Here is a 24,943-nt window from a genome sequence, read left to right as displayed (position 1 = left end):
CTTTGGCCTCATAGGCTTTTGAATTGGCCCTATCTGCAGATCCTATGAGGATATCAGGCGATGAAGGGCTATATTCATGATCATATGCTGAAAAAATCGATTTTATTGTCGTGGCAACAATTCTTTGCCAATTCCTGTCAAGATTGATGAGCAAAACAGTGCTAATTGCTCCGAAGTGGACGGATTCGCGCCGTTCCCTGCAGCATTCAGCCAGAAAAGGGAGAGATCATGGTCTGGAAGAATAGCCCCAAGCGCAGCAAGCAGATGGATGGGGCGCGATCATTCGCGAGCAAGGCCGGCAAGGACTTTCTCGATCCAGCCATTCTGTTCGGGCGCGCAAGCGACGATGATCTTTCAAGCTACACTCCGGAAATGCTCGGGATTGCCGCAGCGCACGCTGCAGCCCGCGTCAAGGCGTGGAACCGCGTCCGTGCCGATATCACAGTCACCCAGATACCCGGTGTCGAACCAGACGGGATACCCGTCTGGGTTTTGACAGTGATCGACCGGAACATGCCGTTCCTGTTCGATTCCGTCATGGGCGAGGTAACGGCCAGCCATCGTGGCCTCGTCATGGCCGTTCACCCGATCTTGACGATCGAACCGGGCAAGGAGCCGGTGCTGCGCAGCAATGACGAGCCGACCGACCCAGCACATCAGGTCAGCCTCATCCAGCTCCATATCGCTCAGTTGAACGAGGAACAGGCCAATCTTCTGATCGAGCGCATCCGCTTCATCCTCGATCAGGTGCATCTGTCGATCACCGACTGGTCCGCCATGCTCGACACTATGGATGGCGCCGCCAAGCAGCTTTTGAATGCCAAGCCCCGCAAGGGCGCCAATCGCGAAGAGGCACTGGCCTTCCTCGATTGGCTGCGTGACGACAATTTCACCTTCCTCGGCATGCGCGAATACGTCTATTCCGGCAAGGGATCCAAGGCGACCGTGGAACGCGGCAAGGGCAGGGGCCTCGGCATTCTGTCCGATCCGGACGTTCTGGTTCTGCGCCAGGGCAAGGACCAGGTAACGACCACGCCGGAGATTCTCGAATTCCTCGATGGGCCGCAATTCCTCATCGTCACCAAGGCGAATGTGAAATCCGTTGTCCATCGACGCGCCTATATGGACTATATCGGCGTCAAGCGGTTTGACGAAAACGGTCATGTCGTCGGCGAACTGCGGATCGTCGGCCTTTTCACCGCAACCGCCTATACCCAATCCGTCCGGGAAGTTCCGTTGCTGCGCGAAAAGGTCGAGGACATCGATCGGCATTTCGGTTTCGACCCCTACAGCCATTCCGGCCGCATGCTGGAAAACACTCTCGAATCCTACCCGCGCGATGATCTCTTCCAGATCGATACCGATCTTCTGGCGAAATTCTGCGAACAAATCATGGAATTGAGCGAGAGGCCGCGCGTGCGCACGCTTGCTCGTATCGACCATTTCGACCGCTTCGTCTCGACGATCGTTTACGTGCCGCGCGAGGACTATAATTCGCTGGTCCGGGAAAAGGTCGGCGCCTATCTGGCGCGCGTATTTGAGGGTCATGTATCGGCCTATTACCCCGCCTTCCCCGAAGGTGGTGTGGCGCGCGTCCACTTCATCATCGGACGCCGCGGCGGCAAGACGCCCCGTATAAGCCAGGCAAAGCTCGAGGAAGCGATCCGGCTGATCTCCACGCCCTGGGAAGAGCAGTTCTCGCTTCTGGCCGAAAACGGCCCCCGGCTTTCTGTAACCAATGCCTTCCAGGAAGCCTTCACGCCGGAAGAAACCTTTGCCGACCTGCCGGATATCGCCGCCTGCGCTTCCGGCGAAACCATCCGTATCGAATTCTACAAGCGCCCGACCGATGAGGCCAACAGCGTCTCGCTAAAAATCTTCCACGGCGATCACCACCTGTCGCTGTCGCGCCGTGTACCGCTTCTGGAAAACCTCGGCTTCCGGGTTGTGAGCGAGCAGACCTTCGAAATCCACGTCGGTCCGGACGCCAAACTGATCGTCCTGCATGACATGGAACTGCAGCTCCGCGATGGACGCGAGATCGACCTTTCGCAGGAAGGCCCGCTTCTTGAAGAGGCGTTTCTTCTGGCATTCGAGGGATCGGTCGACAATGACGGCTTCAACCGTCTTGTTCTGCTGGCCGGCCTCTCTGCCCGCGAAACCACGGTTCTGCGCGCCTATGCCCGCTATCTGCGACAGACCGGCATCGTTTATTCCCAGGCCTACATCGCCGATACGCTGGTCAAATATCCTGAAGCGGCAGCCACCATCTTCAAGCTTTTCCAGACCAGTTTCGACCCGGATCTCGCTGAAAAGGCGCGGACGAAGAAGCTGGTACAGCTTCATGGCGCCATCGAGATCAGCCTTTCGGCCGTGCCCAGCCTCGACGAGGACCGCACGCTGCGGCGCTTCGTCAACGCCATCGATTCGACGCTGCGCACCAACTATTTCCAGCGCGATGAAAACGGCGCACCAAAGAGAATGCTGGCCTTCAAGTTCGATCCCGAGCTTCTCGACGGCCTGCCGCAGCCTCGTCCCTTCCGCGAAATGTTCGCTTACGGCACCGAGGTCGAAGGCGTGCACCTGCGCTTCGGCAAGGTTGCTCGCGGCGGCCTGCGCTGGTCGGATCGTGGCGAGGATTACCGGACCGAAGTGCTTGGCCTGGTCAAGGCGCAACAGGTGAAGAACGCCGTCATCGTGCCGGTCGGCGCCAAGGGCGGTTTCTTCCCGAAAATGCTGCCCGCCGGTGGCTCGCGTGACGAAGTCTTCAATGCCGGCAAGGAAGCCTACAAGACCTATATCCGCACGCTTCTGTCGATCACCGATAACATCGTCGAAGGCGAGATCGTCGGACCGAAGGACACGATCCGCATCGATGGTGACGACCCCTATTTTGTCGTCGCCGCCGACAAGGGCACCGCAACCTTCTCCGACACCGCCAATGGGCTGGCGCAGGAAGCCGGCTTCTGGCTGGACGATGCATTCGCCTCCGGCGGATCGGCAGGTTACGATCACAAGAAGATGGGCATTACCGCCCGCGGTGCATGGGAAGCCGTCAAGCGGCATTTCCGTGAAATGGACGTCGACATCCAGACGACCCCCTTCAACGTCGTCGGCGTTGGCGACATGTCCGGTGACGTCTTCGGCAACGGCATGCTGCTCTCGCCAAAGATCCGCCTGATCGCCGCCTTCGATCACCGCGATATCTTCATCGATCCGGATCCGGATACACAAAAATCCTTCAAGGAGCGCAGTCGCATGTTCGCCCTGCCGCGCTCCAGCTGGCAGGATTATGATCGCAGCACGCTGTCCGATGGCGCGATGATCATCTCCCGCTCAGAAAAATCGGTAAAGCTGACCAAACAGGCGGCATCGGCGATCGGCCTCGACAAGACGACGGCCACGCCGTTCGAGATCATGACGGCGATCCTCAAGAGCGAAGCCGATCTCCTCTGGTTCGGCGGCATCGGCACCTATATCAGAGCGGCAGCCGAGACGGATACGGAAGTCGGCGATCGCGCCAATGACCCGATCCGCGTCACGGCGGGTGAAGTGCGCGCCAAGGTGATCGGCGAGGGCGCCAATCTCGGCGTCACCCAGAAGGGCCGCATTGCCTATTCGCTGGCGGGCGGGCGCTGCAATTCCGACGCGATCGACAATTCCGCCGGCGTCAATTCATCCGACGTCGAGGTCAACATCAAGATCGCGCTCAATGCCGCCATGCAGGACGCTCGCCTGCCGCGTGACAAGCGCAACAAGCTTCTGGCATCTATGACCGATGAAGTGGCGGAACTGGTTCTTCGCAACAACTACCTCCAGCCTCTGTCGATCTCACTGATCGAACGCAGAGGCATCGGCAACCGCGAACAGCTCTCCCGCCTGATGTCAGTGCTGGAAGGGCAGGGTAAGCTCAACCGCAAGGTCGAAACCCTGCCGGACGATGCGGAGCTGGCCGAGCGTTATGCGGCAGGCAAGCCGCTCTCCCGCCCGGAAATCGGCGTTCTGCTCTCCTATTCGAAGATCGTTCTCTTCGATGCGCTTCTCGAAAGCGTAATTCCTGACGACCCGTATTTTGCGGCGATTCTCAAGGCCTATTTCCCGGCCAAGATGCAGAAGCCATATGCCGGCGATATCGAAAACCATCGCCTGCATCGCGAAATCGTCGCGACCGCACTTGCAAACGAAGCGGTAAACCGCGGCGGTCCCGGCTTCATCCAGATGATGAGCGACATGACCGGCGCAACCGCAGCGAATGTCGTCAAGGCGATCTTCCTGATCCGAGACGGCTTCGACCTGCCGCGCCTCTGGGCCGAGGTCGATACGCTGGACAATCGCATCCCTGGCTCGGTTCAGAACGATCTGCATGCGCAGATCAACCGCATCATCACCATAGGCACCTATCTCGCCCTTCAGACGCAGATTAGCGCTGCACCGCTGACCGAGGCCGTTGCAAGGCTCAAGGCTGCGATCAAGGGCCTGCATGGCGCAATGACCGAGGAGGTAATTGCCGAAGCGGCGCCGCTTGCAGCTGAACTTGAGGCTCAGGGCGCTCCGGCAAGCCTGATCGCCGAGATCCGCACGCTGTCCGCTCTCGTCATCGCTCCGGAAATCATGCTGATTGTCGACCGAACCGGCGAGAGCATGGCGCGCGCCGCCGAAAGCTATTTCGGCGTCACCAAGACCTTCCGCGTCAACCGCCTGATCGTTGCCGGTGAGAGGATCAGCACGTCGGACCACTACGAGAGCCTGGCGCTTTCCCGCGGCCTGCAGCAGCTTGCCTCCGCGCGGCGCGATATTGTCATCACCGCGCTCACGGAACATCGGAAGGACAAGAAGCCGGTACAGGCTTGGATTGCCGCCGATCGCGTGCGTGTGAACCGCATAGGAGCCGAACTGATGGCACTCAGCGATAGCGGGGACCTGACCTTGCCCAAGATCTCCGTCGCGGCCGGCCTGCTTGGTGATTTGGCACACGGACGACTGGCGTAAAGCGAGGTAGCGGATGGGAGGTCACGACATCGATCAAGCGCCGGCGAAAACGAGCCGGCGCGGTATCTGGGGCTGGATGCTGTTCGACTGGGCGGCCCAGCCCTTCTTCACCGTTGTCACGACCTTCATCTTCGGCCCCTATTTCGTTGCGCGATTGACCGACGACCCGATCTCGGCCCAGGCGGCATGGAGCAACATGGCGACGATCTCTTCGATCGTTATCGCCATCCTGTCGCCTATCCTTGGCTCGATTGCCGATCAGTCCGGTGCCCGAAAACCCTGGATCTTAAGCTTTGCCGTCGTGAAGATTGCAAGCCTCATGATGTTGTGGTTCGCTGCACCCGGCTCCCCGCTGATCCTGCCGATCACCTTCATGATCCTGGCCTCGATAGCGGCGGAATTCTCCATCGTCTTCAACGATTCCATGATGCCCCGCCTCATCTCCAGGGATGAGGTCGGCAGGATCTCCAACATCGCCTGGGGCTTGGGTTATCTCGGCGGGATGATCGTGCTGATCGCCGTCGTGACGCTACTCGCGGCAAATCCAGAAACCGGCCTGACCCTGATCGGCATCCCCCCGCTTTTCGGTCTTGATCCGGCACTCGGCGAGGATGCGCGCATCACCGGCCCGATTGCGGCACTCTGGTATCTCGTTTTCATATTGCCGATGTTTCTCTTCACCCCCGACGCAAAGAAAGGATTGCCGTTTGGCACTGCCGTCCGCTTCGGCCTTCGCGAACTCGGCAGCACCCTGAAGGAGCTGAAACAGCGCCGCGGGATCGCGAAATTCCTTATCGCCCGGATGCTCTATCAGGATGGTGTCAACGGCCTTCTGATCCTCGGCGGCACCTTTGCAGCCGGTATGTTCGGTTGGGTTACCATCGAGATCGGCATTTACGGTATCATCCTGAATGTCGTCGCGATCTTCTCCTGTATCGCAGCCGGCCTTCTGGATCGCGCGCTCGGCTCCAAAACCGTGATCGTAACAAGCCTCGTCCTGCTGTTCATCGCGACGATTGGGATCGTCTCTACCCGCCCGGACTCGGTCCTGTTCGGCCTGATACCGCTTTCGCAGATAGATAGTGGAGGATGGTTCGGCACGGCGGCGGAAAAGGCCTATATACTGTTCGGCCTGTTGATCGGGATCGCCTTCGGCCCCGTCCAGGCCTCATCGAGATCCTATCTCGCGCGCTCCATCAGTCTTTCGGAGACTGGCCGTTATTTCGGCCTTTATGCGCTTTCAGGACGGGCGACGAGCTTTCTCGCCACCCTGTCCTTTTCGATTGTCACCTATGCGAGCGGTTCGGCTCATCTCGGCATGGCCATGCTGATCGTCTTTCTGGCGGCCGGATTGGTTCTTTTAGTCAGAACACCCTATCCGGCCGGCAGATAATGTGAGGCCGGCCAATCAGTGCCGGAAGTGGCGCATGCCGGTGAAGACCATGGCGACGTTATGCTCGTCGGCAGCGGCAATAACTTCCGCATCGCGCATCGAACCGCCCGGCTGGATGACGGCGGTAGCACCGGCCGAAATCGCCGAAAGCAGGCCGTCCGCGAACGGGAAGAAGGCTTCCGAAGCAACCGCCGAACCCTTGGTCATCGGCTCTGCCCAACCCATCGCCCCGGCCGCATCCTCAGCTTTCAGGCCGGCGATCCGGGCGGAATCGATACGGCTCATCTGGCCGGCGCCGATACCCGCCGTCTGGCCTTCCTTGGCATAGACGATAGCGTTCGACTTGACGTGCTTGGCAACCTTGTAGGCGAACTTCAGGTCTTCCATCTCGGTCGCCGTCGGCGCGCGCTTGGTGACGACCTTCAGCTCGACATCTTCGATCACGCCGCTGTCGCGGCTCTGGACGAGAAGGCCGCCGGCAACCGTCTTTGCGGTAATGCCGCGCGAACGCGGATCAGGCAGGCCGCCTGTCACGAGCAGGCGAAGGTTTGGCTTCTTGGCGATGATCGCCTTTGCCTCTTCGGAGACTTCCGGCGCGATGATGACTTCGGTGAACAGCTTGACTATCTCTCCCGCCGTCTCGCCATCGAGAAGCTGATTGAGCGCGATGATGCCGCCGAAGGCAGAGGTGCTGTCGCAGGCCAGTGCCCGCAGATAAGCGTCCTTCAGCGTCGAGCCGGTGGCAACGCCGCAGGGATTTGCGTGCTTGATGATCGCGCAGGCCGGACCCTGATCGGCGGCAAACTCACCGATCAGCTCGAAGGCGCCATCCGTGTCGTTGATATTGTTGTAGGAAAGCTGCTTGCCCTGCAGCAGCGTTGCGGTCGCAACACCCGGACGGTTCTCGCCCGTCACGTAGAAACCGGCGCTCTGATGCGGGTTTTCGCCATAACGCATGGCTTCCTTCAGCACGCCGCCGATCGTCCGGTAAGCCGGCGTCTCGATTTCGAGCGCTTCGGCAAACCAGTTTGAAATCGCCGTGTCATAGGCCGCAGTGCGGGCATAGGCCTTGGCGGCCAGCTTCTGGCGGAAGGCATATTCCGTCTCGCCACCATTGGCCTTCAGCGCCTCGATCAGCGGCGCATAGTCGGCCGGATCGGTAACGATCGCAACATAGGCGTGGTTCTTGGCCGAGGCACGGATCATTGCCGGGCCACCAATATCGATGTTTTCAACCGTCGTCGGATAGTCGCCACCGGCAGCGTGCACTTCCTCGAACGGGTAAAGATTGATCACGGCAAGATCGATGCCCTCGATGCCATGCTGCTTCATCGCCGCGACATGTTCTTCATCGTCACGGATCGACAGCAGGCCGCCATGAACATTCGGATGCAGCGTCTTCACGCGGCCGTCCATGATTTCCGGAAAGCCGGTCACTTCGGAAACATCGGTGACGGCAAGCCCGGCTGCCGCGATAGCCTTGTGCGTGCCGCCGGTTGACAGCAGCCTGACGCCCTGTTCGGTAAGCGCCTTCGCCAGTTCGATGATGCCGGTCTTGTCCGACACGGAAAGCAGAGCGGTGCGGATTTTCACGCGGTCAGGGGCGGGGATTTTTTTGGAAGCAACGGCCATCGGTCTCTCCTGAAAGAGCTTGCCACAGAGGGGCGGGAAGGGGATGGGCCGCGGTTAGCACAGCTGGCGCAAAGAAGAAACGCCTATTCGCTCCGCCGCAGCATCCAGCGGATCTCCCGAAGCCCCTGAAGCGGCACTTCGATCGCCAATTGCTGGCTTGGCCTCATGCCGGAAACATCGGCGAAGAAGACGTCCTCATCGATCAGCACATGCAGGCCCGGTGCCGCAAAAATCCAGGTCTCGCCATCGGGAGCGCCCAAAACGATGCTTTCGCCATCCCTGCGGAACAAATTGATCGCCGGATGAATGTGAAAGCGCACGATCGCCGTCAGGCTGTCCTTGCCTTGCCCCTCTTCAGGAATGAGCCGGTCGCATCCCTTGATCTTGTCGCCCGCAGCGCTGAGCGCGATCTCGCGCTCATGGGTATAACCGAAACTTTCGACGTAACCATCATGCCGGGCACGCAGCCAGTCATTGCCGTGCTTGTCGTCCCAGCGCTCGACATCGATCTTAGAAACACCCGGTATCAGGATAGAGCCGGCGAAGGACGAGTTGATCACCCGGCTGGACGAAGTCTCCTCGATGATGACGGTCGAGTGCGCTGCGGTGGAACGGGCAAGATGCTTGTAAAAGCGGTTCGCGAATTTCGGCGAGCCGGAATTGACGATGAAACGATTGCGACCCGATGACATTTCGAACGAGAGGCAACCGGCATGTGCACCCCTTGATGCCACGATCGAACTCGAACATCCTGTATCGACGATGATTATCGTATTGTCCGCGTTGAGCCGATGATAGTTCATCTGCGGCAAAGCCTTGAACGGCTTTCCGGCGGATTCGTCGTAACGCAGAACGGACATCAGCTCGCTGGCCGAGGTCGAGCCGGCACCGTTGAACAATGCGAGATCGCCATCCTGGTGGCGGAAGAAGCGCAAGGCCGGATACATCCGGTCGATCGCCGGAATGAGCTTCTGGGGTACGTCATGACCGAGGTTTATATAGGTCTGTCGAAGCGGCAGAAGATCGATGAGGATATCGAGGATTGCGCGCGGACTACGCGAAACATGTCCTCCATCGGCAAGAATCTGGCGATCGAGCTCGCGGTCGAGAAGCATTGCCTCCCGCTTTATCCCAGTGACGCGCGTCGGTACGGATAGGGATGCCATCGCCAGCGCTGTCCTGACCCTGAGTCGGCTTTCAGCATCCGGGCAGCTGCCGGCAATCTTCCGCAGATAGCTGATTTGATAGGCGAGGTTCTTCATGAACCGCCGATAGAAACCCGCTTCGGCTGCATGCAGGATAATCGTCGAATGAGACAGCCACGCAATCACCCGCGTCGCCACGACATTCGGCTCCCAGCCTATGCCCCGGCGCCGGCGGCCGTGGATATTTATCCAGTCCGACACGATATGCCGGGCATGCGCACAGCCCGCTTCCGTCCTGTCTGCCCTGATATGCCGAAGCCATCCAAAACCGTGCAGGCGCTCGGCAAAGGCCCGCGAAGGCAGTTCCAGCTCGAACGGCGAATCCCCGAGTGTTTCGAGCACCCGCCCGGCCAAAGGGAAACGCCCATCGAGAATTTCATGCGCAATGAAGGTATCGACCGGACGCAAGTCGGTCGGAGCAACGATCAGGCGTTCGGGAACCGACGTCAGCGGAGCAGACAAGGCGACGCGATAAGGCGCGATGCGGAGGCGCAAACGCCGCCGCATTTCCCTCATACCGGAAGCCAGAAGCCTTCGGCGATCGGCGAGCCGCATGGTCACTCTGGTTTCTCCGCCGGAATGGTTGTCGCTAGATCAGCTGAATCAATTTTAGATGGATGGCAAGTATGCTGCCGGTATGGTGAATAAAACCTTACTCGACACGCAACACGCTGGCAAAGAAACCATCCATGCCGCCGGCAAAACCATCCGAAGGCGGGATCATCGCCGGCGTCGTCCTGAAATCGCCCTGAGCCGTGATTGCGTTTTCAAGCCCAGGCCAGTTCACTGGGTCGACCGGCACCCGCTTCACGGACGGAGTATCGGCCAGAACCCGTTCGATCAGCTCTTCGCCCTCCAGCGGATCCAGCGAGCAGTTCGAAAAGACAATCATGCCGCCGCTTTTCACCAGAGTCACCGCATGTCGCAGCATCTTTTCCTGAAGCGCCGCTAGCTTTTCGATATCCTGCATGCCCTTGGTCCAGAGCACGTCCGGATGCCGGCGCGTCGTGCCAGTGGACGAGCAGGGCGCATCGAGAAGAATGCCGTCGAGCTTTTCTTCAGGCGAATATTTGAACAGGTCCCCTCCCACCAGCTCGGCACTCATGCCGAGACGGCCAAGGTTTTCCTTCAACCGCGCGAGACGGTTGGATGATTGTTCGACGGCCGTTACCACTGCACCGGCTGCAATCAGCTGGGCAGTCTTGCCGCCTGGCGCCGCGCAGAGATCCGCCACACACTTGCCCTTCAGATCCCCGAACAGCTTTGCCGGAATGCTGGCTGCAGCGTCCTGAACCCACCAATCGCCTTGGTCGAAACCTTCGAGCGCGGTCACCGATCCTTCGAATTCTCCAAGGCGGATACTGCCGGTCGGCAGGACCCTTGCCCCGAGCTTTTCCGCCCATGCCTGCGGATCACGCTTGACCGTCAGGTCGATAGCCGGCGGCGTAAGCTGCGCCTCGGCAATCCGGGTTGCTTCCGCTTCGCCATAGGCGCTCACGAGCCGTGCACGGAACCAGTCCGGCACCGGCGAAATGGAAGCGGTTGCCGCCAGAACCTCGTCCTTTTCGCGCGCCAGCCGACGCAAAACGGCATTGACGAGTTTGGCGAAACGGCGATTGCGCGGATCGCGATTGGCCTGTTCGACAGCAAGATCGACTGCGGCATGGGACGGCACATCCAGATGCAGGATCTGCGCGGTGGCAACGACCAGAACATGCTGGAGAGCACGCGCGCCTTCCGGCAGCGGCGTTTCGATCATCGAGGCAATGGCCGCTTCAACCCGCGGCAGGTGGCGAAGCGCAGTGGTCAGGATAGCGCGTGTCAGCGCCCGGTCGGCATCGTTCAGTGCCTTGTAGGCGGGATTGCCATGGGTCAGGTCCAGCATGCCATCGAGCGACGTCTTGCGATCGACGGCGGCTGCAAGCAGCTTCGCGGCCGTCGCCCGAACTTCGAACCCGGGTTTTCTCGGCTCGGAACCTGTACGATCAGGTGCCGGCTTCCTGGGCGAGTTTTTGTGCGGTTTCTTGTTTTTTGGCTCGTTCAAGACCAGGGACCTTTGCGCGGTTCATCCGATCCGCGGCCCCAGGGGTTGTTTGCACCTGAATTCGGCACGGAGCGCGCGGTGCGCTGGGGTCTACCAGCCGAAAACGATCCCGTCGACCCACCACCGCGAGACTCACTCGCCATTTGCTGAAGCGCAGCGATGCGGTTTTCGGTATTCGGGTGCGTCGAGAACAGATTGTCCATGCGCTCGCCGGAAAGCGGATTGATAATGAACATATGCGCCGTCGCCGGATTGCGCTCAGCCTCGTAATTCGGGATCGAATGCGCGGAACCGGCAATCTTGGCAAGCGCGGAAGCAAGCCACATCGGGTTACCGCAGATTTCTGCACCACGACGGTCGGCTGAATATTCGCGCGTACGGCTGATCGCCATCTGCACCAGCATGGCAGCGAAGGGTGCCACGATCATCGCAACGAGCACGCCGATGAACCCGAACGGGTTGTTGTTGTTCTCGCGATTGCCACTGAACAGGAACGCAAAATTGCCGAGCATGGAAATCGCACCTGCCAGCGTTGCGGTGATCGTCATGATCAGCGTGTCGCGGTTCTGCACATGCGCCAGCTCATGCGCCATGACACCAGCGACTTCCTCATGCGTCAGGCGCTGCAAAAGCCCGGTCGAGGCCGCGACGGCAGAGTTTTCCGGATTACGGCCCGTCGCAAAGGCATTCGGTTGCGGATTATCGTAGATATAAACCTTCGGCATTGGCAGGCCTGCATTGGCCGAAAGATCGCGGATCATCCGGTAGAATTCCGGAGCCGTGCGCTCGTCCACCTCTTGGGCGTGATAGGCGCGCAGCACCATCTTGTCGGAATTCCAATAGGAAAACAAGTTCATGCCGGCTGCGATCACCAATGCGATCATCATGCCGCCCTTGCCGCCGATCAGAAACCCGATCCCCATGAACAGTGCGGTCATGAAGGCCAGAAGCATGGCGGTGCGCATCACATTCATCGTCATCTCTCCGTTGCCGATTTCGTCCCTTACGCGATACGAATAATCGCCCAAGGGTTTTCTAGCGGTTATGAACGCCCTATCATGTGGTCAATTCGACCTGATTTTTCAATAAACCTTGCGGTGATGCGGGACATGCAAAGCGCGGACAACGACAACATGGAAAACATCTCTGAGGATGGTGCAGCGAAAAAGCCGCTTTCACCCGCGGCACAGCGCGCGCTGAAGGAAGCGGAAGAACGCCGCCAGGCAGAGGCCAAGGCCAATATGCCGGAAGAATTCGGCGGCCGCGGCGGCGCGGATCCAGCCCGCTTCGGCGACTGGGAAATCAACGGCCGCGCCATCGACTTCTAGATCGTGGTCCGGGACATAAGATAAAATTCCTATTGACTTCGAATTATGATCGGAATTTATTCCTTTCATGATCAGGGCGCTATTTTCCATCGCAGTCATTCTGTCGGTCTTCGTGGCCGGGGCGCAGGCACGCGACGAAATCTCCGGCCCGGTCTCTGCGGAAATTCTCCGGGTCATCGATGGAGACACTCTGCTGGTCGAAGCCCAGCCATGGCCGCAGCAGAAAATGGAAGTCTATGTCCGCATTCGCGGCATAGACGCACCTGAACTTAAATCGAAATGCGAAGCGGTGCGAGCAGCGGGGCAGGATGCCCGACAATCCCTCGAAAGCATGACCGCGCAATCACCCACCATCCAGCTGACGCGAATTGCCGGTGATAAATATTTCGGTCGCATCGTTGCCGATGTCATCCTGTCGGACGGTCATAGCGTGGCAGACGGCCTGCTGCTCGCCGGCCTTGTCCGCAGCTATGATGGCGGCCGCAAGCCAAGAGAGACTTGCGGCAGCTGAGGGTTCTCAAATCAAGCGTCGACCTTGTTCTGACGATTGGCGATCAGGTCATCCACCACTGCGGGGTCGGCAAGCGTCGATGTATCCCCAAGTGCTCCGAAATCGTCCTCGGCGATCTTGCGAAGGATACGGCGCATGATCTTGCCGGAACGGGTTTTCGGCAGGCCCGGCGAAAACTGGATCTTGTCTGGCGCCGCAATCGGACCGATCTCGTTGCGAACATGCTTGGTAAGCTCCTGCCGCAATTCATCAGTGCCGGCATTGCCGGCCATCAGAGTCACATAGCAATAGATGCCCTGACCCTTGATGCCATGCGGATAACCGACCACGGCCGCTTCCGATACGAGATGGTGCGAGACCAGCGCCGATTCCACTTCCGCCGTACCCAGACGATGGCCCGACACGTTAAGCACGTCATCGACGCGGCCGGTAATCCAGTAATAGCCATCCTCGTCGCGCCGGCAGCCGTCGCCGGTGAAATATTTCCCCTTGTAGGTGGAGAAATAGGTCTGAATGAAACGTTCGTGATCGCCGTAGACGGTGCGCATCTGACCCGGCCAGCTATCGGTGATGCAGAGGTTTCCATCGGCAGCCCCTTCGAGAACATTGCCCTCGTTATCGACGAGCTGCGGTTTCACCCCGAAGAACGGCTTGGTGGCCGATCCGGGTTTCAGGTCCGTGGCGCCGGGCAACGGCGTAATCATGTGACCGCCGGTTTCGGTCTGCCACCAGGTATCCACCACCGGGCAGCGCTTTTCGCCGACCACGTTGTAATACCATTCCCAGGCTTCCGGGTTGATCGGCTCGCCGACCGTGCCGAGCAGGCGAAGGCTTTCGCGCGACGAGCGCTTGACGAAATCGTCACCAGCCCCGATCAGTGATCGGATCGCAGTCGGTGCCGTGTAGAAGATGTTGACCTTATGCTTGTCGACGATTTCCCAGAACCGGCCCTGATCGGGAAAATTCGGCACGCCTTCGAACATCAGCGTCGTGGCGCAATTCGCCAGCGGCCCATAGACGAGATAGGAATGCCCAGTGACCCAGCCCACGTCGGCCGTGCACCAATAGATATCGCCATCCTGATAATCGAACGTATATTCATGGGTCATCGCCGCATAGACGAGATAACCGCCTGTCGTGTGCAGAACGCCTTTCGGCTTGCCGGTCGAACCGGACGTGTAGAGGATGAACAGCGGATCTTCCGCCCTCATCTTCACCGGCTCGCAATGCCCCTTCACGGTGGCGATTTCCTGATGGTACCAGATATCGCGGCCCGGCGCCCAGTTGGTCTTGCCGCCGGTACGGCGCACGACCAGAACCTTGTTCACCGTCACATACTGGCGCGCCGCGATATGGATCGCCTTGTCGGTATTCTCCTTCAGCGGCACCGGCTTTCCGCCTCGCACGCCCTCGTCGCAAGTGATCACGAATGTCGACTGGCAGTCGACGATGCGACCCGCCAGTGCCTCCGGTGAAAACCCGCCGAAGACGACCGAATGCACCGCGCCGATACGTGCGCAGGCCAGCATCGCATAGGCCGCTTCCGGGATCATCGGCATATAGATGGTAACGCGATCGCCCTTCTTGACTCCATGCTTCTTCAGCACGTTCGCCATGCGGCAGACCTGATCATAGAGCTGGTTATAGGTGATCTTCTTGTCGATATAGGGGTTGTCGCCTTCCCAGATGATCGCCGTGCGCTCACCATGGGTTTTCAGGTGGCGGTCAATGCAATTATAGGAAACGTTGGTCAGCCCGTCCTCGAACCACTTGATCGAAACCCGTCCCTTGAAGGACGTGTTCTTCACTTTCGTGTAGGGCTTGAACCAGTCGATCCGGCGGCCATGCTTGCCCCAGAACTTGTCCGGATCCTCGATGCTCTCCTCGTACCATTTTTCATATTTGTCCTTGTCGATGAGCGCTTTAGCCTTGGTGGACTTGAGAACCGGATAGACTTTTTCGGACATGTGATTCCTCCCTCACTTGCACCGTCGACCTGACATACGTCATCGGTGCGACATTTTGGCATTCATAGCAATTGGGGCGGAAGCGGCAATTAGACAAATGGCTGTGAGGGTCTGAAATGCGATCGACAAGGATCCTGTTTCAGAGAATTGCAATTCTGTCCTAATTCGATTATACGGCGATGAATTCCCGGAAATTGTGGTTGATACCCACGGCCCGCGACACCGGCGCGGACGGACAGAGGAACTATACCCATGGCTCAACAATTGCTTATGCCGAAGGCCACCGCAGTATGGCTTGTCGACAATACGGCCCTCTCCTTCGACCAGATCGCGCAGTTCTGCAAACTGCATCCGCTCGAGGTCAAGGCGATCGCTGATGGTGAAGCCGCTCAGGGTATCAAGGGCCTCGACCCGATCGCCACCGGCCAGCTTTCCCGCGACGAAATCGAGCGCGGCGAAAAGGACATCAATCACAAGCTGAAGCTTTCCGAGCCAAAAGTTCGCGTTCCGGAATCCAAGCGTCGCGGCCCGCGTTACACGCCGGTCTCGAAGCGCCAGGACCGCCCGAACGCCATTCTCTGGCTGGTTCGCAACCACCCGGAACTGAAGGACGCCCAGATTTCGCGTCTCGTCGGCACGACCAAGTCAACCATCGAACAGATCCGCGAGCGCACCCACTGGAACGCCGCGAACCTCGCTCCGATGGACCCGGTAACGCTCGGCCTCTGCTCGCAGATCGACCTCGACCTCGAAGTCGAAAAGGCTTCCAAGAACCGTCCGTTGCCAACCGCTGCCGAACTCGGCGCGTCCCTGCAGCCGGCATCCGAGACCGAAAACCTCGGCTTCGGCGATTACCGCAATGAGCGTGAGGAAGAGAAGGAAATCGACGCAGACGCCGTCTTCGCCAAGCTTTCCTCCCTCAAGTCCACCCGCACCGAAGAGGAAGACGAGGAAGATCGCTTCTAAGCGTTCGCCTCTCTCAAGGAATTCAAAAGCCCCGGATCATCTCCGGGGCTTTTCTTTTTGGCTCATCCGACCGGCGCCGCCGTGCTCTTTTCTTGATGAGCAAAGCCGTTCTTCCAAAGAGTTTCCCGAACCACATCCAGCGTCCCCGGATCCTCGATCGTCGCCGGCATGGTCCATGGCATGTCGTCGGCAATCTTCTGCATCGTGCCGCGAAGGATTTTGCCTGATCGGGTTTTGGGCAGTTTCGGCACCACCATCACCGTCTTGAAGGCGGCAACCGGCCCGATCTCGTTGCGGACCATGCCGGCCACCTCCGCGGCGATCTCGGAAGTTTCCCGTGAAACATGGTTCTTCAGCACCAGGAAACCGCAGGGGATCTGACCCTTGACCTTGTCCTTGACGCCGATGACCGCACACTCGGCGACATCCGGATGTCTTGCACAGACCTCTTCCATCGAGCCCGTGGACAGCCGGTGGCCGGCGCAATTGATGATATCGTCGGTGCGCGCCATCACGAAAATATAGCCGTCGTCATCGATAATCCCGGCATCTGCCGTCTTGTAGTAACCGGGAAACTCTTCGAGGCAGTTTTCGCGGAACCGCTCGTCGGCATTCCAGAATGTCGGCAGGCAGCCTGGGGGCAGGGGAAGTTTGAGGACGATATTGCCGAGTATGCCTTTTGGCACGGGCATGCCGGCATCATCGACCACATCGATTGCATATCCCGGCAGAACCCGCGTCGGCGAGCCGGGCTTGAACGGCATCAGGCCCAGCCCCACCGGGTTTGCAACGACAGGCCAGCCGGTTTCCGTCTGCCACCAGTGATCGATCACCGGTACCTTCAGCTTTTGCTCAGCCCATTTGAGCGTCTCCGGGTCGAGGCGCTCGCCGGCAAGAAACAGAGCCCGCAATCCCAGCAGATCATGGTTTTCGACCAGTTCGCCTTCGGGATCATCGCGACGGATCGCTCGAAATGCCGTCGGTGCGGTGAAAAAGACTTTGACATCATGCTCAGCAACGACGCGCCAGAATGTCCCGGCATCCGGTGTTCCAACCGGCTTCCCTTCGAAGATAACACTTGTATTGCCGTTCAGAAGCGGCGCGTAAACGATGTAGGAATGACCGACGACCCAGCCGATATCCGATGCTGCCCAGAATACCTCACCGGGTGAGACACCGAAAACATTCGGCATCGTCCATAACAGCGCCACCATATGCCCGCCATTGTCGCGCACCACACCCTTTGGCTGCCCGGTCGTGCCGGATGTGTAAAGAATGTAAAGCGGGTCCGTGGCGTTTACCGGCACGCAAGGCACGTCACGTCCCCGCGCTGCTTCGACCATTGCGGCAAAATCGAGTTCACCCCGTTCAGCATCGAGCGAAACAACGAGTTGGGGGCGCTGCAGTATGAGGCAATTGTCAGGCTTCACCGCTGCCAGTTCGATCGCCTTGTCGACCAGCGGCTTGTAGGCAACCACACGACCGGGCTCCAGCCCACAGCTTGCAGAAATAATTAGTTTCGCTTGCGAATCGTTCAGCCGCGCCGCCAGCTCCTGTGCCGCAAACCCGCCGAAAACGACGGAATGCACCGCGCCGAGACGGGCGCAGGCGAGCATGGAAAACACCGCTTCCGGCACCATCGGCATATAGATGACCACCCGATCACCCTTGCCAATGCCGAGATCTGCAAGCACTGCAGCAATCGCCTTCACTTCGGAAAGAACCTCCGCATAGGTGAAGCTTTTGCGCTCCCCGGTCATGGCGCTGTCGTAAATGAAGGCGGCCTGCTCACCGCGTCCGGCTGCGACATGCCGATCAAGGCAGTTGAAGCAGGTATTCGTCTCGGCCCCGACAAACCAGCGGCCATAGACACCCTGATCCGGGTCAAAAATGCTGTCCGGCGGCCTAAACCAGTCGATTGCCTTGGCGGCCTCCTCCCAGAACCCTTCCGGATCCCACTGCCACGCGCCATAAACGTCGAAATAGCGGCTTTGCATATGCACCTCCCGTTACATGAGCCGAGCCTGATAGAAGCAATCTAGGCTGGTCGGGAGGTGCCGGAAACCCCGACGAAGGGGGTAGGCCTATCGCGCGCCGAAAATGGCCGACCCGACGCGGACGCTCGTTGCACCGAACTCGACGGCCGTCTCGAAATCACCGGACATGCCCATCGAGAGTTTTTCGACGCCGCATTCCCTGGCGAGTTTTTCAAGCAGCGCGAAATGAGGGCCTGGATTTTCTTCCGCCGGCGGAATGCACATCAGGCCTTCGATGGAAAGCCCGAGATCCTTGCGGCAGAATTCGACAAAGGCTTTCGTTTCCTTCGGCGCAATACCCGCCTTCTGCGGTTCGAGCCCGGTATTGACCTGCACATAGAGTTTTGGCGTTTTGCCCTGCTTCGTCATCTCTTCCGCCAGCGCCCGGGCGATTTTCTCGCGATCGACCGTCTCGATCACGTCGAACAGCGCAATCGCGTCGGCAGCCTTGTTGGATTGCAGCGGCCCGATCAAATGCAGTTCGATACCAGCGGTCTCGGCCTTCAGATCCGGCCATTTGCCTTGGCTTTCCTGCACCCGGTTTTCGCCGAACACACGCTGGCCTGCAGCAATCACGGGACGGATCGCGTCGGCATCGAAGGTTTTGGACACGGCGACCAGCGTCGCGGAACCTGCCGGACGTTTGGCATATTTCTCCGCCTTGGCGATCTTGCCCTTCACGTCCTGCAACCGTTCTTCGATGTCCATTGCCCGCATCCTTTTCCGCATTTCTTGTGAGATCAGCGATTAAAGCCCATATGAGGCTCTGCCAAGGGCATTCCGCATCAAAGTTTGACGCCCCGCAAGCCTCAAAAACTTGACGCTTGCGGCCATTCATGGTGAAGGTCTGCCCGTATCTTTTATCTTGATTTCCCGGAATATCATCCAGATGGCGACTGAACGTTACAACCCGCGCGATGCTGAACCCCGTTGGCAGCAGAAATGGAACGAGGCGAAGGTTTTCGAAACCGACAACGCCGACCCGCGGGAAAAATATTACGTCCTCGAGATGTTCCCTTATCCGTCCGGCCGCATCCACATGGGCCATGTGCGCAACTACGCGATGGGCGACGTGGTTGCTCGCTACAAGCGCGCCCGCGGTTTCAACGTTCTGCACCCGATGGGCTGGGACGCGTTCGGCATGCCGGCGGAAAACGCCGCGCGGGACAACAAGACTCATCCGAAATCCTGGACCTACCAGAACATCGAATCGATGAAGAAGCAGCTGAAGGCAATGGGCCTGTCGCTGGACTGGTCCCGTGAATTCGCCACCTGCGACGTCGAATATTACCAGCAGCAGCAGCACCTCTTCCTCGACATGATGGAAAAGGGCCTGGTCTATCGCAAGCAGTCGAAGGTCAACTGGGACCCGGTCGACCAGACGGTTCTGGCCAACGAGCAGGTGATCGACGGCCGCGGCTGGCGCTCCGGTGCGCTGGTCGAACAGCGCGAGCTGGTTCAGTGGTTTTTCAAGATCACCGATTTCAGCCAGGACCTGCTGGACGAGCTGGATCATCTCGATCAATGGCCTGAAAAGGTCCGCCTGATGCAGAAGAACTGGATCGGCCGTTCCGAAGGCATGGCCGTGCGCTGGGAAATCGTATCTTCCACCGCTCCCGCCGGCGAAACCGAAGTCACCGTCTACACAACCCGCCCTGACACATTGTTCGGGGCATCCTTCTTGGCGATCGCTGCCGACCATCCGCTGGCCAAGGCCGCAGCGGTAAGGAATCCGGCTATCGAATCCTTCGCTGAAGAATGCCGCCGTCAGGGCACCTCGCTCGCAGCGCTCGAAACGGCCGAGAAGAAGGGCATCGACACCGGCATCCGCGTGAAACATCCGCTCGATCCTTCTTGGGAACTGCCGGTCTATGTCGCGAACTTCGTTCTGATGGAATACGGCACGGGCGCTATCTTCGGCTGCCCGTCGGGTGACCAGCGCGACCTGGATTTTGCTCGCAGATACGATCTCCCGGTCGTCCCGGTCGTCATGCCGGCCGATGGCGATGCAGCAACGTTCGAGGTTGGCGAAACTGCTTATGTCGATGACGGCGTGATGATCAATTCGCGCTTCCTCGACGGCCAGACGACGGAAGAAGCCTTCCAGATTGTCGCTGACAAGCTGTCGCAGCAAGTGCTGGCAGACGCGCCCCAGGGCGAGCGCAAAGTCAATTTCCGCCTGCGTGACTGGGGTATTTCCCGCCAGCGCTACTGGGGCTGCCCGATCCCGGTCATCCATTGCGAGGTATGCGGCGTAGTTCCTGTGCCGAAGAAGGACCTGCCGGTGCAATTGCCCGACGACGTAACCTTCGACCTGCCGGGCAACCCACTCGACCGTCACGCCACCTGGCGCCACGTCTCTTGCCCGCAATGCGGACACGATGCCCGTCGCGAGACGGACACGATGGACACGTTCGTCGATTCCAGCTGGTATTTCACCCGCTTCACCGCTCCGTGGCTGAACGAGCCGACCGATCCGAAGGTTGCCAACCACTGGCTGCCGGTCGATCAGTATATCGGCGGCATCGAACACGCGATCCTGCACCTGCTCTATTCCCGCTTCTTCACCCGCGCCATGCGCGAGACCGGCCATGTCGCGGTCAAGGAGCCCTTCAAGGGCCTCTTCACCCAGGGCATGGTCGTGCATGAAACCTATCGCTTGGGCGCGGAAGGCCAGAAGGGCGAATGGATCGCCCCGGCCGACATCAAGATTGAGGAAACCGACGGCAAGCGCACGGCAACGCTGTTGAGGAACGGCGAAGAAGTTACCATCGGCTCGATCGAGAAGATGTCGAAGTCCAAGAAGAATGTCGTCGATCCCGACGATATCATAGCATCTTACGGCGCTGACACGGCCCGCTTCTTCGTACTCTCCGACAGCCCGCCCGATCGCGACGTGATCTGGTCGGAAGCAGGCGTTGAAGGCGCGCATCGCTTCACCCAGCGCCTCTGGCGTCTGATCTCGGAAGCCGCCGACAATCTGAAGACCGTTTCACCGGCTCCTGCCAAGGACGGTGACGGCCTGGCGATCTCACAGCTTGCCCACAAAACACTGCAGGCGGTTCAGGGTGATCTGGACAAGCTCTCCTTCAACAAGGCCGTGGCGCGCATCTATGAGCTCGTAAACGCCCTTGCAGCCCCACTGACCGATGTTGCTGCGGGCAAGGGTGACGAGGCCTATCGCGCTGCCGTTCGCAACGCTGCGGAAATCCTGATCCAGATCGTCGCACCGATGACACCACATCTGGCCGAGGAATGCTGGACCGTACTTGGCAATGGCGAAATGGTATCGAAAACGGCTTGGCCGAACTTCGATGAAGCGCTGGTTGTCGAGAACGATGTCACACTGCCTGTCCAGATCAATGGCAAGAAGCGTGGCGAATTGACAATCGCGCGCGACGCGGATCAAAGTACTGTTGAAGCTGCAGTTTTGGCGCTGGACGTGGTGAAAGCTGCGCTCGAAGGCCGCGCGCCGAAGAAGATCATCGTTGTCCCACAGAGGATCGTGAACATTGTTGCCTGACCGCTCATCTTTGCCACGTCGTAGCGCCCTCCTTCTGGGGCTGGCGCTCTGCGCTGGCCTGGCAGGCTGCCAGGTTCGGCCGCTTTATTCGCAGGCCGGTGGCACGGCCCCCAAGCTCGCATCCGTGGGCTTTTCCGAGCCGAAGAACCGCGTTGAGCAGGTCGTTCGCAACGAGTTGGTGTTCCTGGCTGCCGGCGGTGCCGGCGAGCCTCTGAATCCGGCTTATACTGTCACCCTGCATGTTTCCAGCACGGCATCGAACGTTCTCGACGATGACGGACTGGCGGAGGCCAGCGTTCCCGTTGCCGGCCGTGTCCAGGTAACCGGCTCCTACACGCTGACCCGTAGCGTCGACGGCCAAGTTCTCAAGCGCAGTGAACATTCCAGTGTTGCGCTGATCGACGTGTCTCGCCAGAGCTTCGCCAAACTGCGCGCCATCAGGGATGGTGAAAACCGCGCAGCGCGCGAACTGGCAGAGTTCATCCGCGCGGATGTCGCGATCGTCCTTGCCAAAGAGCCACCGCTGCAGCAACCCGCATGGCAGAAATAAAGTCGCACGAGTTCGATCGCTTTGTTGAAAAGGGCGCCGAGCTCTATCGCTTCTACGTCATCTACGGACCAGATCGCGGACTTGTATCGGAACGGGCAAACCTCATTGCCAAGCGCAGTGGAGTTTCACTCGATGATCCCTTCGCGCTCCTGAAGCTCGACGTTTCCGACCTTCAAGGCGATCCTGGACGGCTTCTGGACGAAGTCAATGCAATGGGACTTTTCGGCGGCGAGAAGCTCATATGGCTGCGCGGCGTGAACAATGAGAAGCCTGTCCTGGATGCCGTCCAGACCATTCTGGGGCAGGGCGCGCCTGCCAATACGCTCCTCATCGAGGCAGGCGACCTGAAAAAGGGAAGCGGTCTCAGAAAGATCGTCGAGCCGTCCCGGGCTGTCGCCGTGATACCGTGTTACGCCGACGATGCCCGCGCACTCAACGCGCTTATCGATACCGAACTGGCAAGTGATTCACTAACGATCACCAGCGAAGCTCGGCGACAGCTGATTGACCAGCTGGGTGGTGATCGCGTGGCCTCGCGCAACGAGATCCGCAAGCTTGCGCTTTACTGCCGAGGAATGGACAGGATCGAGGAACACCATGTCGATGAGATCATCGGGGATGCCAGCAGTGTGTCCGCAGACGACGCTGTCGATGCGATATTGACCGGCGACCTTCCGGCCTTTCATCGCGCATTCCAGAAGATCCTCACCTCCAAGACACCGCTATTCCTTATCCTGCAATCGTGCCTGAAGCAGTTTCAATTGCTTGATGCGATGAAGATCGAGATGGAGGAGAAGCGAACGCCGGCCGGCCAGGTTATGGCAACCCTCGGCCGCCATATCCATTTCAAGCGCAAACCCGTCTTTGAGAAAGCTCTCAGGGTATGGAGGCCCGAAGCCGCCAGCCGCGAAGCCTCACGCATCCAGTCCGCCATACTGATGTCCCGTCAAAGACAAAGTCTTGAGCCGAGCATTGTATTTCATGCTCTTCTAGGCGCCGCACTTCAAGCATCAAAACAGTAAAAAGCTGCGCAAAAACAAGGCTTTGCGCAGCTTATACGGAAGACAACCAAACTATCTCTGCGTGCCTCAGCGACGCTCCAGCAGGCGGCAGATTTCTTCAAGCTGCTCAAGAGTCTTGTAGGAGATCCTGATCTGACCCGGGCCACCCCTGTGGTTGATCTTCACCTCCAGCCCAAGGGAATCCGTCAACGTCCGCTCCAGGGCAACCGTATCCGAATCTTTTTCCGGCTTCGTCGCAGTCTGCGGTTCCGACTGCGAACGGATATCGTTCTGCGCCAGACGCTCTGCATCACGTACAGACATGCCCTTTGCGACAACCGCCTTTGCAAGCGCCGTCGGGTCGGATGTCGGGATCAGCGCGCGGGCATGACCGGCAGAGAGCGTGCCGGATGACAGCATGTCTCGAACGGGCGAGGGCAGCTTCAGAAGACGCAGGCTGTTCGCTACATGGCTTCGGCTCTTGCCGATAATGTCGCCCAGATCGTTTTGCGTATATCCGTGCTCGGCGATAAGCTGCTCATAGCCCAGCGCTTCTTCCAGCGGATTGAGATCGGACCGCTGAACGTTTTCAACGATTGCGATTTCGAGCGCGGTCCTGTCATCGACGTTGCGCACGATAACCGGCACTTCCACCAGACCGGCAAGCTGGGAAGCACGCCAGCGGCGTTCACCCGCGATGATCTCGAACTGGCCGTCTGGCAGCGTCCGCGTGACGATCGGCTGAACTATCCCGTGCTGACGGATCGAACTTGCCAGATCCTGCAATTCGCTTTCGTCGAAATGACGGCGCGGGTTGCGCGGGTTGCGCGTGATGTTCTCGATCGGCACCATCCGGTCAGGACTGACATTGACCGGCGCATTGCCCGTCGGCATAGGCTGATCCATCTCGCCGATCAGCGCCGCCAGACCGCGCCCCAGGCGGCGCTTCGATACATCGTCGTTCATACGCTTTACCCTATCTACTACGTCTATGCCGCGACTTTGCGCATTCTCTCGCGCTGGATGACTTCCGAGGCGAGCTGCAGATATGCCTGACTGCCTGCGCATTTCAGATCATAAAGGATAGCCGGCTTACCATATGACGGTGCCTCCGACACGCGAACATTGCGAGGGATCAGCGTCTGATAGACCTTCTCTCCGAGATAGGTGCGGACATCGTTGACAACCTGCTGTGCGAGATTGTTGCGGGCATCGAACATGGTCAAAACGATACCCTGAATATCAAGCCCCGGATTGACGGTACGACGAACCTGATCAACGGTCTCAAGCAACTGACTCAAGCCCTCAAGCGCGAAAAATTCGCACTGTAGAGGAACAAGGACTGAGTCTGCCGCAGCCATCGCGTTCATCGTCAACAGATTGAACGAAGGCGGGCAATCAAGCAGAATGTAATTGAATTTCTCTGCACCACTTGAAACCAGAGCTTTTTTCAGCCGGAACGCCCGGTCCTGCGCCTGGGAAATTTCCATCTCAAAGCCAAGCAAGTCCATCGTCGACGGTACAATCGACAGGTTGGGAACGGCAGTTTTAACCGCAGCTTCACCAACCGAGGCCTCGCCGACAAGAATATCGTAGGACGACACCTTGCGGTCACGGCGATCGATGCCGAGGCCAGTACTTGCATTCCCTTGGGGATCCAAATCAACAATCAGAACGTTCTGGCCAATAGCGGCCAGTGCAGTCGCAAGATTTATGGCCGTCGTCGTTTTACCGACGCCGCCTTTTTGATTTGCAATTGTGATGATACGACGCTTATCAAACATCTGGCACCCGCTTT

The 24,943-nt window shown here is 59.1% G+C and carries 17 protein-coding genes; 8 read left to right on the top strand and 9 right to left on the bottom strand.

What is annotated here, in order from left to right; genetic code table 11:
• Positions 1 to 228 precede the first annotated feature (228 nt).
• Together ACI3K0_RS19405 and ACI3K0_RS19400 are read left to right on the top strand one after the other, a co-directional pair.
• Complete coding sequence (locus ACI3K0_RS19405; RefSeq protein ID WP_404945993.1) at positions 229 to 4,989, top strand: NAD-glutamate dehydrogenase; 4,761 nt, start codon at positions 229 to 231, stop codon at positions 4,987 to 4,989.
• 13 nt (positions 4,990 to 5,002) lie between these two features.
• Entirely contained in the window at positions 5,003 to 6,382 is a 1,380-nt protein-coding gene (locus ACI3K0_RS19400; protein WP_404945992.1) for an MFS transporter, read from the top strand.
• A 15-nt stretch (positions 6,383 to 6,397) separates the two neighbouring features.
• Here the strand turns inward: ACI3K0_RS19400 and purH are convergent, their stop codons facing one another.
• From purH to htpX, 4 genes are all read right to left on the bottom strand, one after another.
• Positions 6,398 to 8,014: a bifunctional phosphoribosylaminoimidazolecarboxamide formyltransferase/IMP cyclohydrolase gene (purH, locus tag ACI3K0_RS19395; protein ID WP_404945991.1), complete on the bottom strand. Its 1,617-nt coding sequence runs from the start codon at positions 8,012 to 8,014 to the stop codon at positions 6,398 to 6,400.
• A gap of 83 nt (positions 8,015 to 8,097) precedes the next feature.
• The gene (locus tag ACI3K0_RS19390) at positions 8,098 to 9,774 is read right to left on the bottom strand and encodes a heparinase II/III family protein (protein WP_404946056.1); all 1,677 of its coding nucleotides are present in this window, start codon (positions 9,772 to 9,774) and stop codon (positions 8,098 to 8,100) included.
• Between the two features lie 97 nt (positions 9,775 to 9,871).
• A complete protein-coding gene (locus ACI3K0_RS19385; RefSeq protein WP_404946055.1) occupies positions 9,872 to 11,269 on the bottom strand; it encodes an RsmB/NOP family class I SAM-dependent RNA methyltransferase in 1,398 nt (465 codons plus the stop codon).
• Positions 11,260 to 12,237 (bottom strand): zinc metalloprotease HtpX, encoded by a 978-nt coding sequence (gene htpX, locus ACI3K0_RS19380; RefSeq protein ID WP_404945990.1) that lies wholly within the window; start codon positions 12,235 to 12,237, stop codon positions 11,260 to 11,262. The genes ACI3K0_RS19385 and htpX overlap by 10 nt, the downstream gene beginning before the upstream one ends.
• A gap of 135 nt (positions 12,238 to 12,372) precedes the next feature.
• Between htpX and ACI3K0_RS19375 the strand changes: the two genes are divergently transcribed.
• Together ACI3K0_RS19375 and ACI3K0_RS19370 are read left to right on the top strand one after the other, a co-directional pair.
• Entirely contained in the window at positions 12,373 to 12,591 is a 219-nt protein-coding gene (locus ACI3K0_RS19375) for a DUF1674 domain-containing protein (RefSeq protein WP_148143801.1), read from the top strand.
• A gap of 67 nt (positions 12,592 to 12,658) precedes the next feature.
• The gene (locus ACI3K0_RS19370; RefSeq protein WP_404945989.1) at positions 12,659 to 13,102 is read left to right on the top strand and encodes a thermonuclease family protein; all 444 of its coding nucleotides are present in this window, start codon (positions 12,659 to 12,661) and stop codon (positions 13,100 to 13,102) included.
• 11 nt (positions 13,103 to 13,113) lie between these two features.
• On the opposite strand, the gene acs is transcribed toward ACI3K0_RS19370, so the two are convergent.
• Entirely contained in the window at positions 13,114 to 15,069 is a 1,956-nt protein-coding gene (gene acs, locus ACI3K0_RS19365; protein ID WP_404945988.1) for an acetate--CoA ligase, read from the bottom strand.
• Between the two features lie 252 nt (positions 15,070 to 15,321).
• Here acs and ACI3K0_RS19360 point away from each other — a divergent pair, with 252 nt between their 5' ends.
• A complete protein-coding gene (locus ACI3K0_RS19360; protein ID WP_112455192.1) occupies positions 15,322 to 16,035 on the top strand; it encodes a DUF1013 domain-containing protein in 714 nt (237 codons plus the stop codon).
• 62 nt (positions 16,036 to 16,097) lie between these two features.
• Here ACI3K0_RS19360 and ACI3K0_RS19355 read toward each other — a convergent pair whose 3' ends face one another.
• Entirely contained in the window at positions 16,098 to 18,032 is a 1,935-nt protein-coding gene (locus ACI3K0_RS19355) for an AMP-binding protein (protein WP_404945987.1), read from the bottom strand.
• 87 nt (positions 18,033 to 18,119) lie between these two features.
• The gene (locus ACI3K0_RS19350; protein ID WP_183829790.1) at positions 18,120 to 18,779 is read right to left on the bottom strand and encodes a YggS family pyridoxal phosphate-dependent enzyme; all 660 of its coding nucleotides are present in this window, start codon (positions 18,777 to 18,779) and stop codon (positions 18,120 to 18,122) included.
• 181 nt (positions 18,780 to 18,960) lie between these two features.
• Between ACI3K0_RS19350 and leuS the strand changes: the two genes are divergently transcribed.
• The 3 genes from leuS to holA are packed head-to-tail and all read left to right on the top strand — an operon-like array spanning position 18,961 to position 23,166.
• Complete coding sequence (leuS, locus tag ACI3K0_RS19345; protein WP_183829787.1) at positions 18,961 to 21,594, top strand: leucine--tRNA ligase; 2,634 nt, start codon at positions 18,961 to 18,963, stop codon at positions 21,592 to 21,594.
• Positions 21,584 to 22,144: a hypothetical protein gene (locus ACI3K0_RS19340; protein ID WP_246712531.1), complete on the top strand. Its 561-nt coding sequence runs from the start codon at positions 21,584 to 21,586 to the stop codon at positions 22,142 to 22,144. The genes leuS and ACI3K0_RS19340 overlap by 11 nt, the downstream gene beginning before the upstream one ends.
• Positions 22,132 to 23,166 carry a DNA polymerase III subunit delta gene (gene holA / locus ACI3K0_RS19335; RefSeq protein ID WP_183829784.1) on the top strand — a complete coding sequence of 345 codons (1,035 nt, stop codon included), beginning with the start codon at positions 22,132 to 22,134 and terminating at the stop codon, positions 23,164 to 23,166. Before ACI3K0_RS19340 ends, holA begins: the two co-directional genes overlap by 13 nt.
• Positions 23,167 to 23,232: 66 nt before the next feature.
• On the opposite strand, the gene ACI3K0_RS19330 is transcribed toward holA, so the two are convergent.
• Positions 23,233 to 24,111 carry a ParB/RepB/Spo0J family partition protein gene (locus ACI3K0_RS19330; RefSeq protein WP_183829781.1) on the bottom strand — a complete coding sequence of 293 codons (879 nt, stop codon included), beginning with the start codon at positions 24,109 to 24,111 and terminating at the stop codon, positions 23,233 to 23,235.
• A 23-nt stretch (positions 24,112 to 24,134) separates the two neighbouring features.
• Positions 24,135 to 24,929, bottom strand: coding sequence for a ParA family protein (locus ACI3K0_RS19325; RefSeq protein WP_404945986.1), 795 nt, complete (start codon positions 24,927 to 24,929; stop codon positions 24,135 to 24,137).
• Positions 24,930 to 24,943 lie beyond the last annotated feature (14 nt).

The sequence above is a fragment of the Rhizobium sp. ZW T2_16 genome (assembly GCF_044987325.1).
Lineage (GTDB): Bacteria > Pseudomonadota > Alphaproteobacteria > Rhizobiales > Rhizobiaceae > Neorhizobium > Neorhizobium cellulosilyticum.
The sequence above is the reverse complement of the archived record's forward strand: the minus strand, read 5'-3'. Positions and strand labels throughout refer to the sequence as shown.